General features: G+C 45.9%; 12 protein-coding genes. 11 read left to right on the top strand and 1 reads right to left on the bottom strand.

The features are described 5' to 3' along the window. The first annotated feature begins 270 nt into the window (after positions 1 to 270). The 6 genes from rbr to VM640_RS00365 all read left to right on the top strand — a co-directional run bounded on the left by rbr (position 271) and on the right by VM640_RS00365 (position 7804). Positions 271 to 858 carry a rubrerythrin gene (gene rbr, locus VM640_RS00390; protein ID WP_325388772.1) on the top strand — a complete coding sequence of 196 codons (588 nt, stop codon included), beginning with the start codon at positions 271 to 273 and terminating at the stop codon, positions 856 to 858. A 204-nt stretch (positions 859 to 1062) separates the two neighbouring features. Beyond that, positions 1063 to 2208 carry a cache domain-containing protein gene (locus VM640_RS00385; RefSeq protein ID WP_325388770.1) on the top strand — a complete coding sequence of 382 codons (1146 nt, stop codon included), beginning with the start codon at positions 1063 to 1065 and terminating at the stop codon, positions 2206 to 2208. 272 nt (positions 2209 to 2480) lie between these two features. Then, entirely contained in the window at positions 2481 to 5528 is a 3048-nt protein-coding gene (fdnG, locus tag VM640_RS00380; protein ID WP_325388768.1) for a formate dehydrogenase-N subunit alpha, read from the top strand. Position 5529: 1 nt separating this feature from the next. Further along, the gene (locus tag VM640_RS00375; protein WP_325388767.1) at positions 5530 to 6342 is read left to right on the top strand and encodes a 4Fe-4S dicluster domain-containing protein; all 813 of its coding nucleotides are present in this window, start codon (positions 5530 to 5532) and stop codon (positions 6340 to 6342) included. After that, entirely contained in the window at positions 6342 to 7037 is a 696-nt protein-coding gene (locus VM640_RS00370) for a formate dehydrogenase subunit gamma (RefSeq protein ID WP_325388765.1), read from the top strand. Before VM640_RS00375 ends, VM640_RS00370 begins: the two co-directional genes overlap by 1 nt. Before the next feature lie 23 nt (positions 7038 to 7060). Next, positions 7061 to 7804 carry a formate dehydrogenase accessory protein FdhE domain-containing protein gene (locus tag VM640_RS00365; protein WP_325388764.1) on the top strand — a complete coding sequence of 248 codons (744 nt, stop codon included), beginning with the start codon at positions 7061 to 7063 and terminating at the stop codon, positions 7802 to 7804. A 106-nt stretch (positions 7805 to 7910) separates the two neighbouring features. Here the strand turns inward: VM640_RS00365 and VM640_RS00360 are convergent, their stop codons facing one another. Further along, positions 7911 to 9281, bottom strand: a complete 1371-nt coding sequence (locus VM640_RS00360; protein WP_325388762.1) for an MFS transporter — start codon at positions 9279 to 9281, stop codon at positions 7911 to 7913. 201 nt (positions 9282 to 9482) lie between these two features. Here VM640_RS00360 and VM640_RS00355 point away from each other — a divergent pair, with 201 nt between their 5' ends. The 5 genes from VM640_RS00355 to VM640_RS00335 all read left to right on the top strand — a co-directional run bounded on the left by VM640_RS00355 (position 9483) and on the right by VM640_RS00335 (position 12891). After that, positions 9483 to 9911: a universal stress protein gene (locus VM640_RS00355; protein ID WP_325388761.1), complete on the top strand. Its 429-nt coding sequence runs from the start codon at positions 9483 to 9485 to the stop codon at positions 9909 to 9911. Between the two features lie 157 nt (positions 9912 to 10068). Then, positions 10069 to 10419 (top strand): hypothetical protein, encoded by a 351-nt coding sequence (locus tag VM640_RS00350; RefSeq protein ID WP_325388760.1) that lies wholly within the window; start codon positions 10069 to 10071, stop codon positions 10417 to 10419. A gap of 368 nt (positions 10420 to 10787) precedes the next feature. Further along, positions 10788 to 11258, top strand: coding sequence for a CtsR family transcriptional regulator (locus VM640_RS00345; RefSeq protein ID WP_325388758.1), 471 nt, complete (start codon positions 10788 to 10790; stop codon positions 11256 to 11258). 26 nt (positions 11259 to 11284) lie between these two features. Further along, positions 11285 to 11815: a UvrB/UvrC motif-containing protein gene (locus tag VM640_RS00340; protein WP_325388756.1), complete on the top strand. Its 531-nt coding sequence runs from the start codon at positions 11285 to 11287 to the stop codon at positions 11813 to 11815. Then, positions 11815 to 12891: a protein arginine kinase gene (locus tag VM640_RS00335; RefSeq protein WP_325388754.1), complete on the top strand. Its 1077-nt coding sequence runs from the start codon at positions 11815 to 11817 to the stop codon at positions 12889 to 12891. The genes VM640_RS00340 and VM640_RS00335 overlap by 1 nt, the downstream gene beginning before the upstream one ends.

Genomic DNA, 12891 nt, shown 5'->3' with positions numbered 1-12891 from the left:
AATGCCGATGTAAATGGGGCAATTAATATTGCCAAAAAGTATCTGGAAACTCTTAACGAGCAACCAGTAGTGGTGTTGGGTACGCCAAAGATGTACAGGTTTGACGGATGTTCTTTCGTCGCCTAGAATCTTGAAGCTCTCTATTTCAATGGAGAGTAGTTCACGATGGACTAACGTTAACAATTTCCCTACCGATAGTTCACAATGTGGGGTATAATATATTCATATTCATATTCATTTAGAAGATTTGGAACATAGGAGGTCATCTTCATGGAATTTATTAAAACCAAAACCTTTCAGAATCTGGCCAATTCTTTTGCTGGAGAATCCCAAGCTCGGAATCGCTATACCTTTTTTGCAAGTATCGCCAAAAACGAGGGCCATCAATTCATTCAACAGGTTTTCGAGGCTACAGCCGACAACGAAAGAGAACATGCCAAAGTCTTTTATAAGCTTTTAAACGCTCATACTCAAGGGGCAACGAATGTATTTCATGTTGATGCCGATTATCCGCTCGTGTTTAAGGATACCTTAACCAATCTCCAAGCGGCAGCAGAAGGAGAAAGGGAAGAATGGGAGGTCATCTACGCAAAAGCCGCGGAAGTTGCAGAGCAGGAAGGATTTAAAGACATTGCAACAGCTTTCCGAGAAATTGCCAAAGTGGAAGAACATCATATGAAACGCTTCGCGGAATTAGCGGCGAAACTTGAAAAAGGAACCCTCTATAAGATGGTGGGTCCAACGTCTTGGAAGTGTACCAATTGCGGTTATGTCTATGAGGGTCCAGAAGCCCCAGACGTATGTCCAGCTTGCCAACACCCAAAGGGATATTTCCAAGAGCTTCCGCAAACCTATTAATTTTTTTTAGGAAAGACGGATAACAAGGAAGATGGTACCAAAAGCTCAGAAGAGGATTCTCTTTTGGGCTTTTTTATTTTTTTAGGGTTGAAGAGAGGTAGAGCTGACGCAACGACAAAAGGTTTTGAAGGATAAAAGTCGAATATAATGGATAATAATCAGAAGGTTCTAATTTCATTAATCACTAGAGTAAGGGGATTAGGTATGCGTTCACTTCGTCAGCAAATACTGGTTTCATTGCTAGCTTCGCTAGTGCTACTAGCAGCTAGTTTTATTCTTATCCTAGGTTTTCATATGCGAGAACGGGCGATTTCAGCAGCAATTATCAAAGCTCAGTCTGATTTAGCTACGTGTACAGAAATTATTAATCTCAAATACCCCGGGGATTGGCACGTGGAGAATGGGTCTTTATTCAAGGGAAAAACGGAAATTTCGCTTCAAGATGATCTGGTGGATTCTTTATCTGCCTTGACAGGTGATACGGTGACCATTTTTCTGAATGATACGCGTGTTGTCACTACAGTGAGAGGTACGGATGGTGCAAGGGCAATTGGAACTAAGGTTTCGGACGCTGTGGCCCAAAAGGTCCTTAAAAATGGGGAGGTTTTTCTCGGAGAGGCCAACGTCGTTGGGCAAACCTATCAAACGGCCTATGAACCGCTTCGGGATATCCAGGGAAATATTCTGGGGATGTTTTATGTGGGGATCTCAAGAAGTTATGCGCAAGAGATGATCGTTAATTCCCTTTGGCAAACTGCTGCTTGGGGTGGAGGAATAACACTCATTGTTGCCTTTCTAGCTTGGCTTTTTGTCGAAAAGGTCCTAATTCGGCCCCTTCGAAATATTACCTTAGGGACAAGAGACTTGGCCACAGGCCATTTCACGGAAAAGGTTGAGATATCTGGACCAAAGGAAATCGGGGAATTGGCTTTGGCCTTTAACCAGATGATTGAGCGCTTAGAAAACGTTACGAAAGGTCTAGAATATCGTACATCTCTTCCTGAAGAAGCTCAGGAAGTCGCGGCCGAAAATCAGCCAGAGGGGCCAGCAGTCAACTCATCAGAAGCACCAACAGCTCTTTTAGACCAGCGGGAATACCTAGACAAGCATGCATTACCGAAGGGCTTAAACAAAGAAACGCTAAAACAAATCACGGACTTTCTGAGGAAACAACATGATTCCGTTTCAGCAGAGGATGTCGCGGAAGGGGTAAAGTTAACCCGAGTAACGGTAAGACGATATCTGGAGTTTCTGGAACAAAGCGGAGTATTGACTTCTGAATTAAAATACGGGACAGTCGGACGGCCGGTTCGTATGTGGTCCAATAAGGAAATTTGTGATGAAATTTAAGGCACAGTGAGGGTTAAAGGCTTGTGAACACAAGCCTTTTCTTAATTTACATAATTCTTTTTTTACTTTCTTTATCTTCATAATCGTGACAGTGATTTAGATCATCGTTAGAATAACATATGACCTTAATTTTCAGAAAATTCAGGATTTGTGAAAATTAAAACTATCTCTAGAAATGAAAAGGGAATAAAGATAGTTTTTACTCACAAAGAAAGCTGAACCAAAGAAAAAAAGTGAACCAAAGACAAAATGATTTTTGAGGAGGAAGAAAGATGGAGGTATCCCGTCGTAATTTCCTGAAACTTTCGGGCGCGTCTCTGGCTGCGTTGGTGAGCGGACTTGGTTTCGAGCCGGCCATCGCTCAAGCGCAAGGGTATGCCCTGAAAATTGAGGGAAGTCAAAAGATCCCGAGTATCTGTCATTTCTGTTCTGGTGGTTGTGGCATGCTTCTTTATGTTAAGGATGGAGAACTGATTCATTTGGAAGGAGACCCGGATCATCCGACCAACGGAGGAACTTTATGTCCGAAGGCGGCAAGCTTACGGAGTGTGGCCTATTCTCCGGATCGAGTCGTAAAGCCTCGGCGTCGGGCACCTGGTTCTGATCACTGGGAAGATATCTCATGGGAGGATGCTCTGGACCGGGTAGCGAAGAAGGCGAAAGAGGTCAGAGATGCTTCCTGGAAAGCCACTGAACAAATGAAAAATGCGCAGACCGGAGAGATGGAAGACGTTATTGTGAATCGTGCGGAGGGGATCGTTTTCCTCGGTTCTGCTGAAGTGGATAATGAAGAGTCTTATCTTTTCTCGAAGTTTTGCCGAGTTATCGGCACACCCTACAATGAACACCAGGCCCGTATATGACACGCGCCCACGGTGTCAAGTTTGTCACCATCATTCGGCCGCGGTGCGATGACCAACTCTTGGTCAGATTTACAAAATTCTCAGGTGTTCCTCATTGCAGGTTCAAACTGTGCTGAAAACCATCCGATCGCGATGCGTTGGATTAACCGCGCGAAGGAAAAAGGGGCGAAGATGATCGTCGTTGACCCCCGATTTACGCGGACTGCCTCACAAGCGGATGTCTTCGCTCAGATTCGCCCAGGAACGGATATTGCCTATTTGGGAGCAATCATTCGTTATATTATCGAAAAAAGGCTCTATAATGAAGACTATCTTCGCAACAATACCAATGCCCTTTTAAAATTAAGTAAAAATTATAAGTTTGAGGAAGGGCTCTTTTCAGGGTTTGATCTGAAGACGAATAAATACGGGGTAGATAGTTGGGGTTACCAACTCGGAGCGGACAATAAGCCTTTGAAGGCTACGGCTTTTGAGGATCCTGACTGCGTTTTGAGCAAGCTGAAGGAACACTACTCGCGTTATACATTTGAAACAGCAGAGAAAATCACCGGAATTCCGGCAGCAAAGATTCAGGAGATTGCCGAGACCTTTTGCAACGCTCGCCCGGGAAGCATTCTCTATGCCTTAGGGATGACTCAGCATACGACTGCAGTCCAGGGAATCCGTGCCTATGCCGTAATTCAACTGTTGTTGGGTAATATCGGTAAAGCAGGGGGCGGGATCAATGCTTTGCGCGGAGAGCCGAATGTCCAAGGCTCAACCGATATGGCCAACCTCTTTAACTCCCTCCCAGGTTATCTTCCCCATCCCATCAGTACGGATAAAACGCTTCAGGATTATCTGGTTCGTAATGGCTCCATTCAAGAAAAGCCTGTAGTTGCTCTTCTTAAAGCTTGGTATGGTGAACATGCTACGAAAGAAAATGATTACGGCTTTAATTATCTGCCGAAAAATAACCCAGCCACAAATGCGACGATGGTGAAAGTCTTTGAACTTATGGAGAAAGGACAATTTAAACTTCTCTTCAATTTTGGTTCTAACTCCTTGGTATCCATCGCTAATCGGCAGCTAGTGCGTTCCGCCCTAAAAAAGTTGGATATGCTCGTGGTCTCTGACCTGTTTGAGATCGAGACAGCTCAATTCTGGCGGGAACCTGGGGTTAATCCGCAGGATATTCAAACGGAAGTGATCATGTTCCCGGCGGCTTTTGTTTATGAAAAGGCAGGGTCGTTGACGAACTCTTCACGTTGGATTCAATGGAAAGATGCAGCAATCAAACCTCTTGGCGAAGCGAAGCCCGACCTCGATATTATTGATGCGCTCTTTAAGAGGATTCGTAACCTGTATGCCGGAAGTACCGAAGAGAAAGATGCCCCAATCTTAAAAGCGCGTTGGGATTATGGTGAAGAACCGAGTGCCCTGAAAGTTCTTCAGGAGATCAATGGATATGATGAGACGACAGGTAAAGTTTTACCCACGTTGGCCAGTTATCTCAATGCTCCAGTGGGGACTGTTTCCACGGGATGCTGGATTTATGCTGGCGTCACGGGTAATGGCAATCTAGCAGCTCGACGGAAGAACGACGATCCGTCCGGACTCGGGATTTTCAATGGCTGGAGCTTTGCTTGGCCAGGTAATATTCGTATTTTGTACAATCGGGCTTCCTGTGATGCGCAAGGGCAACCGCTGGATTCTAAGCGTAAGCTCGTCTGGTGGGATGCAGCAAATAAAATTTGGACTGGCAATGATGGAGCGGATGTTGTGGATAAAACCAAGGGTCCAGATACCCCTGAGGGAATGCAAAGTTTCAGGATGAATCCGGAAGGAGTAGGTCGCCTCTTTGCCGCAAAATATACCAGTGGTCTGCCCATTACTCCGTCTGCTCAGGGTCAGCCCCTTATGGGCGTACGTCCGGCCGGACTTTGCGTCGATGGCCCGATTCCGGAATTCTATGAACCAACCGAAAGCCCAACGGTCAATCTCTTACACCCGAACGTTTCCGCTAGTCCTACGGCTATCGTGCCTTCTGCTTTTCCGGAAATTCAGAAACGGGGTAAACCTGAAGATTATCCCTATGTGTTGACGACCTATGGTGTTGTGGAACAATTCTGTGCGGGCGGGATTACCCGGAATATTCCCTGGCTCAATGAATTGATGCCTGAACCCTTTGCTGAGATTAGTAAGAACTTGGCCCAAAAGATTGGCGTGAAAGAGGGAGATAAGGTCGAGGTTTCCTCTGCTCGTGGTAAAGTGATGGTGCGTTGCTTAGTGACCGACCGACTCCAGACCTATCAGACAAATGGCAAAGACACAGAAACAATTGGTATGCCCTGGAGCTGGGGTTTTGCTGGCTTGAATCCTGGACCGAGTACCAACGAATTGACCATTGCTTCTCTCGACCCTGGAGCAGGAACGCCTGAGACCAAAGTGTGCCTGGTCAACATAAGGAGGGCTTAAGATGTCAAGAAAAATGGTTTTTGTGGATACCTCCAAATGCACTGGCTGCAAGGGTTGTACGGTTGCTTGTAAGGAATGGAATGAGCTTCCAGCTGAGAAGACTCAACTGGTTACGAGTTATCAGTCGATGAAAGATTTCACTCCTAAGACCTGGACGTATATCACGTTCACGGAAAAGTATGAGAATCAGAAAATGAACTGGTATATGCGCAAAGCCCAGTGCTTTCACTGCGCCGAGCCAGCCTGTTTGAAATCCTGTTCTTCAAACGCTATCAGCAAGACGGAGTCTGGGTATGTCGTGATTAACCAGGAGCTTTGCATTGGGTGCGGGTACTGCGTGGAAAACTGTCCTTTCGGCGTTCCCAAACTCGATAAGACGACTAAAAAGGCCTATAAATGCACGGGTTGTATTGACCGCGTAGAAAATGGCCGAACACCCTCTTGTGTCATGACTTGCCAACCGGGAACACTTGAATTTGGTGAAAGGGAGACTCTTTTAGCTCAAGCTGAGAAAAGGCTGATTGAGGTTCAGAAGACTCATCCCCGGGCGCGGATTTATGGAGAAACCGAGATGGGAGGGACGACTTTCGTCTATCTTTTGCTGGATGCGCCTGAGGTCTATGGTTTGCCGACCAATCCGCAGATCCCACTTTCGCTTACCTTATGGAAAGATGTGATTCGCCCCGTCGGGGGAATTGCTGTAGGTGGGGCAGCCGCAGCAGTTGTTGTGGGAGTCCTTGGCAACTTACTACGCGGGGGTTACCGGGAACAGGCTCAAGATGAGAAGGAAGAACAGAAGGGGGGCAAACACTAATGGCGGTTCAAACGCGTACTAAAGGAAAATTCGGACAGACGATAGGGCCAGAGAAGATTTTACGATTCACACTGGGTGAGCGAGTAAGCCATTGGGTTCATGCTTTAGCTTTCTTTCTCCTTCTCTTTACCGGACTCGGAATTTTAGCTCTTGGATTTCGGCCTGCCTTGGGGGTAATAGGCGGGGTCCAAATCGCTCGACTCCTTCATCGAATCGTGGCCGTGGTCTTCGTAGTTGTGGTCGGTTCCATGTTTTTCATCGGGAATCCGAAGTATCATCGGGAATGGCTAACAATGATCTTTCATTTTACGAAGGCAGACTGGCAGCATGTTAGCGCTTTCCCGAAGGAGTTCTTTGGTGGGTATGGAGATTATCCTGCCCAGGATAGATTCAATGGGGGAGAGAAGATTAACTCCCTTATCACAGTGTTTGGCTCGATTTTCATCACGTTGAGTGGGCTTGTGATGTGGTTCGCCCCCTCTTTTCCACCCGTATTGGTTCGATGGGCTTACCCTGTTCATGACCTAACTATGTTTATGATGACGACTGCAGTGCTCGGGCATATGTATCTCGGACTGCTGCATCCGGATACACGTGCAGCTCTACCCGGTATGCTGAATGGGTATGTATCCTCGAAATTCGCGAAGGCTCATCATGGCGCATGGTATGAGCGAGTGAAGAAGGGTCAGAAATGAACAAGGAAAGGAGAGAACGCCCTGTGACTAAGCTAAAGCAACCTAACGGGTCAGAGCGTGCAGAACTAGCGAAGCTCAATAAAGTCTATCAGAAGCTTCAGAACGTGATTTCTCAGTGGCAGAAGGAGCGGGGTCAGCATTGGGCTAAGAATCTAATCCCTAATAGAATGTATCCTTATTTTAGCCTATCAAGCATACCTGAAGAACCAATTCTGGAATTAATGGAACGTTTACTTGAAGAAAGCAAGTGGCACGGGTCAGCGGAGGAACTGCATTCTTTATGGAGCCGATATCTCTTTGAGCAAAGACTTGAAGATTCTGAGCTATTTAGCCGATTTACCCTAGCCGTTCAGGGTGTCCTCGGACTTGCTCGAAGATGCCTATCTGAGGATTTACTCCTGGCTGCTGGAAACGAAACCGGGCAGGTGTGCCCCATCTGTGGGCAAGAGGCAGGGTTAGCTCTTCTTGTTCCCCCTGTTGGTAAACGGGTATTGCACTGTACGAGTTGTGGGCATGAGTGGCCGGGTAAGAGAGTAGGATGTATTCACTGTGGAAGCGAAGAAGCTTCAGAGCAAACCTATCTAAAAAATGAGGACTTTCCCGGAGTCGAGATTGTCGTTTGCCAAACGTGCGGGGGCAGCTTTAAGGAAGTGGATCTCCGAGAACGCAAGGTTGAAGACTTAGTGTGGGAGAATATTCGAACGTTGCCGTTAAACTACGCAGTAGATAAGTGGCTTTATGAGCAGACTGAGAGAAGGGTTCACTAAAAATTCAATAAAAGCCCCAAATATCACACTAGGAATAGTGATGTTTGGGGCTTAGTCTCTTTTATATCGTGGTAAGTGACCATAGCTCTGGTACTGCCGAGATAAATTAGGCTTTTGCTTGAGAAACCACAGCAGGTATAGGTATGGTCTCCTCGCTCATAAGTAAAGCCCCGGTAAAGCTGAGCCCAGCCATGATGAGAATGACCCACCAGGCTAGTGAGGCAGCCCATCCCTGATCCAGGATAAAGCCGATAGCCAGGCTGGCCAGGGAACTCCCGATGAATTCTCCCATGTTCGTGATAGCAGTGGCAATGCCACTGTATTGAAGCGAATTCACTGCGGTGACATTCGAGAAGGCGAGCAGATGAAACATGATGAGAATTCCGAAAAGGAAAAAGAGGATGGGGAAAAGCTGAAGCGGGGGATGACCTTGGGAAATTACCGTGATATAAATCCAAAGCAAGAAATTAGATCCAGTAGCGAGGAGGAGGGTACGGCGATTCCCGCCGACCCATTTGGCAATTAGGCTGACCAGGGGTGCGGCGAGGATAAAGCCAAAAGTTGTATAGGTCAGATACCCTGCAGCGCTAGATTTATTTAAGTCATAAATACGCATCAAAAGTGGAATACCCCAAAGTCCCAGTAAAGTAGTGCTTGAACCTGTATAAGAGAAAAGAACTAAGACATTTGGCCAAGTCTTGGGATTACCCAAGACACTTTTCAGGCTTTGTTTAAGGTAGGGGAAGAAGGAGGAAGGTGTCTCAGGCTGAGGAAGAATGCTATTTTTTATACTAACAGAAAGTATAAATTTTTGGCAGATAGCATAAGTGCAACCAGCGGTTTTCGCTTTCGCAAAGCTCGGCGAAAGCCGGGTTTTCTTTAAGCTTAGGGGAGTCAATGTGTCGCGATCACGAACACCCCAGAAGGTGAGGAGGACCAAAAAAAGGGAGATTCCAGCCATCAGATAAAAGATTTGGCGCCAGCCGAGGATGAGAGTGAGATAAGACAAGGGGTAAATAGCCAGTAACGATCCAAAGTTTCCGAAAAAGGAGGTGAAGCCTGAGAGTGTAGAAAAGCGGGATAAGGGAAACCAAGTGATTTGGATCTTGAAGATGGAAACGATAATGACGGAGGTTCCGATTCCGACAAGGAATCGCGCAAAATAAGCCACTTCTATGGTATGAGCCAGACCAAACATTAGGCTTCCGCCGGCCGTAATCAGAAGACCGAGAAGATTAATCTGTCGGACGCCGACTCGGTCCACTAAGATTCCGACAGGAATTTGCATGAGGGCATAGGCATAATAATTCATGGCAGTAAGATTACCGAGTACGAGCGAATTCATGGGAATTTCCTGGACTAAGACATCGGATACCGCACCTACGGAGAGTCGGTGAAAAAAGACCGTGATAAAAGCGATAACGAGGATCAGCCAACTACTCCATCCATAGCGGAATTTCCTTAGATGTTCAGGCATTCAGTTCTCTTCTTTCTAGCTTCATTCAATGTACTCTGGATACGAATTCAAACGTAAACGTATTACTTTTCGACTTGCACTTAAAAAATCCTGCCGAAACAAGGCTTTAACAGGATGTAATATACTGCGTTTGGGTATAAAATAAGATCAGAGAGCAATAGGCTTCCGATCAATTGGCTTTGAAAGAAAGGGAGGAATTTTATGTTTAAGAAAATTCTTGTACCCACAGACGCTTCGGATTATTCCAAAAGGTCTTTAAAGACAGCGCTCGAATTGGCTCGAACCTTTCAGGCGGAAGTAGAAGTTTTCCATGTCACTTATACACCTCAGGCTTATTGGGGCTACACGGTTTCCTATGGAATCTCGGTGACTCAAGAAGAGTTGAACCGGAATGGGCAAATCGCTTTGGATACCACGCTCGCAGGGATGGATACCGAGGGGGTGCAGGTGAAAACGGTGTTGGACGCAGGGCATCCGGTCAGTAAAATTATCGAGGAAATCCAGAAGGAGAACATTGACCTCGTAGTGATGGGAAGTCATGGTTATGGTGTTGTTGCGGGTTCTGTTTTTGGAAGCGTCAGTCAACGCGTTTTGCAGAAAGCAACTTGCCCAGTTTTAATTACGAAGTGATTGGACAAGGTTTGTCAGATTTTTAGGCTATAAGGCGATTTTATAGTGAATTTGGGACTATAGTCCTTCTTCTTTGAGCAGGGATTTCTTATGCCGAGCGCGAATACCAAAAAGTGTAAAATGATTAAAGACACTGAAGGTGGGAGACGGGTCCGGAATGAAAGAAAAGGAAATTGAACTGAGTTTAGAAGAAATTCGCTATTTGATCAAGGGAACGATTCATTGGCAGGACATCGATGAAAAGGCCAAGTGTGCTCAGCGGAGTTCTACAAGCATTCGAAAGTTGGGCGAACCTTTTCCTCGCAAAGCGGAAGAAACTCAGAAGATAGAAATAAAGCGCTCGTCAGAAGTGGAAAGAAATGAGCGTTTCGAATTAAACAAAGTTTTACTGGGTGATAGAAAAGAAATTAGGACTCACAATTTAGAGGGAAGACACGTTGTAGTTCTCTTGACAGCCACGGGCCTATTAACACTAACGACATGGGTATACTTCGTTTTCGCAGGATAAGCGAAAACGAAGTTTTTTTTATACTAACAGAAAGTATAAGTTTAGGGCAGCTAGCATAAGTGCAACCAACGGCTTTCGTTCTCCTACGATGCAAGTGGTTAAGTCCGGCAGGATAAGGCAACTAGGCCTACCACCTTCGCTAGGGCTTGGTGCTAGCCAAGTTTTCTTTATCGCTGAAGCTCGGCGAAAGCCGGGTTTTCTTTACCTCAAAAATTGCCATACTATTTTTTGTCCTACGATGTATGCATTTTAATCCGGCAGGATTTCTATAAAAAACTTGCAAATTCTATTTTTTATGAGTAAGATATTGTTAAAGGTCAGAGAAGGTCACAAGGTCAAAAAACGTCATAGTTTAGGAGCGGATCACGATGGGTAATTTAGCAGATCGCATCGAGGCATATCTGAAAAAGATCTTGGAGCAAGCAGATGAAGGATTTATCATTCTCCAACGAGGCGTTCTAGCTGGAGAGTTCTCTTGTGCTCCTTCTCAAATCAACTATGTCTTAGGAACACGGTTTACCGTCGAACGCGGGTATTTAGTTGAAAGCCGCCGAGGAGGTGGGGGGTATCTACGGATTGTTCGCTTAGGATGGAATCATGATAGTCAGTTCCAAAATATTATTCGTCAGTTGATTGGAAACCAACTCACGTATGAACGGGCTCTCGGACTTCTGAAAAGACTTTTCGAAGAAGAAGTTGTTTCAAAACGGGAAGCTACATTAATCCAGACCATGCTTCATCCGGATAGTTTAAATAGCGAGGTTATCAATCCAGATGCGCTAAGAGCGCATATCATGAAACGAATTTTGACAACCCTTAGTCGTGAAGACTTAGGTTAAGAAGTGCAAGAAAGGGGAGAGAAAGAATGCTCTGCCAAAAATGTCAAGAACGAGAAGCAAATGTGCAGATTACAAAAATGGTCAATGGAAAAACGCAAAAATTATATCTTTGCGAATACTGTGCGCATCACACGCAGGAAATGAGTTTCGTCATTAACCCGAATATCGTTCCGGATTTTCTCCAAGCCCTTTTTGGTTTCGCGACTCCGACGCAAAATCAGGGTCAGAGCCAAGCACAGACTTCGACCCAGGAAAAGGTATGTCCGCAGTGCGGAATGAAATTTTCACAAATTACACAGGCAGGTAAACTGGGCTGTAGTGTTTGTTATCAGACGTTTAGCGATCAGTTAGAACCTTTGCTGCGGCGTATTCATGGTGGGGGACAGCATGCTGGGAAAATACCCGCCCGTCGAGGAAAAGAGCTTCGGGAGAAGGTCGAGATTACGAAGCTGAAAGAGAAACTTCAGCAGCTCGTTCAAAAAGAAGATTTTGAAGGTGCAGTCCTCATTCGCGACGAGATCAAAAGATTGGAACAGGCGAAGGGAGGGGAGGAATAATGCAGAGAAAAGAGCTTTTATTAGGTCAAAGTGAATGGATGAAAGAAAGCAGCGATTCTGCTGTCGTCTTAAGCAGTCGCGTACGGTTAGCCCGTAATTTGGAGAATACGCCCTTCCCCCACGTTTTATCCCCAGAGCAGTCACATGAGGTGGAAGAGAAAATAGCGAAGGTTATTAAAGGAGTCACGGTCGAGGGGGAACCACTCACTTATTTTTCCCTTCCCAATCTATCGGCGATTGAACAACAAGTTTTGATTGAGAAGCATTTGATTAGTCCGGGGCTGGTTCAGTCCAAGGGTTCTCGCGGAGTGGCTTTATCTGCGGATCACCGTATCTCGGTTATGGTGAACGAAGAGGATCATATCAGAATTCAGGCTCTGCTTCCAGGAGATCAAATCAGGGAATGCTATCGCTTGGCGAGTTTAATGGATGATTCTTTAGAAGAGCATCTCGATTTAGCCTACCAAGAGGCACAAGGTTTTTTGACGGCTTGTCCGACTAATGTCGGAACTGGGATGCGCGCCTCGGTGATGGTGCATCTACCGGCGCTCGTGATGACGAAGCAAGTGCAACAAATTTTGGGCTCTCTCACCAATCTCGGTCTGGCAGTTCGAGGCCTTTACGGCGAAGGCTCACAGGCTTATGGGCACCTCTTTCAGGTATCTAACCAAATTACGTTAGGACAGAGTGAAGAAGATATTTTGACTCATTTGGAAGCAGTAACCGGACAGATTGTTGAACACGAGCTACATGCTCGAGAGGCTATGCAACATGGGGCGAAATTAGTTTTAGAAGACCAGGTCTGGCGGGCTCGGGGGACTTTGGAAAATGCCCGTTTACTTACCTCAGAGGATGCGATGCACCTTTTGTCTTTGGACCGAATGGGAGTGGATATGGGGCTTTTGCCGCGAATGGGAAAAAGTTTCCCAACGCTTTTGGTTGATTCCCTACCGGGTAATCTCCAGTACATTCAGGATCAAGAATTGGACCAGGGACAGAGAGATGAAGAACGCGCTCGTATCATACGGAATGCTTTAAGTCATAAAAATTTAAGTGATCACAAGGAGAGTGACTAA

It is taken from the genome of Desulfitobacterium sp. (genome assembly GCF_035539115.1).
Taxonomy (GTDB): Bacteria; Bacillota; Desulfitobacteriia; order Desulfitobacteriales; family Desulfitobacteriaceae; genus Desulfitobacterium_A.
Note: the sequence above shows the minus strand (reverse complement) of the source record. Positions and strands in the feature narration are given on the sequence as shown.

What these genes read in the sequence shown, in the direction of transcription:
- VM640_RS00370 (WP_325388765.1), top strand. Translation starts at nt 6,342, where the DNA reads ATGGCGGTTCAAACGCGTACTAAAGGAAAATTCGGACAGACGATAGGG.
- VM640_RS00385 (WP_325388770.1), top strand. Translation starts at nt 1,063, where the DNA reads ATGCGTTCACTTCGTCAGCAAATACTGGTTTCATTGCTAGCTTCGCTA.
- VM640_RS00375 (WP_325388767.1), top strand. Translation starts at nt 5,530, where the DNA reads ATGTCAAGAAAAATGGTTTTTGTGGATACCTCCAAATGCACTGGCTGC.
- VM640_RS00355 (WP_325388761.1), top strand. Translation starts at nt 9,483, where the DNA reads ATGTTTAAGAAAATTCTTGTACCCACAGACGCTTCGGATTATTCCAAA.
- VM640_RS00350 (WP_325388760.1), top strand. Translation starts at nt 10,069, where the DNA reads ATGAAAGAAAAGGAAATTGAACTGAGTTTAGAAGAAATTCGCTATTTG.
- VM640_RS00345 (WP_325388758.1), top strand. Translation starts at nt 10,788, where the DNA reads ATGGGTAATTTAGCAGATCGCATCGAGGCATATCTGAAAAAGATCTTG.
- VM640_RS00335 (WP_325388754.1), top strand. Translation starts at nt 11,815, where the DNA reads ATGCAGAGAAAAGAGCTTTTATTAGGTCAAAGTGAATGGATGAAAGAA.
- rbr (WP_325388772.1), top strand. Translation starts at nt 271, where the DNA reads ATGGAATTTATTAAAACCAAAACCTTTCAGAATCTGGCCAATTCTTTT.
- VM640_RS00360 (WP_325388762.1), bottom strand. Translation starts at nt 9,281, where the DNA reads ATGCCTGAACATCTAAGGAAATTCCGCTATGGATGGAGTAGTTGGCTG.
- VM640_RS00340 (WP_325388756.1), top strand. Translation starts at nt 11,285, where the DNA reads ATGCTCTGCCAAAAATGTCAAGAACGAGAAGCAAATGTGCAGATTACA.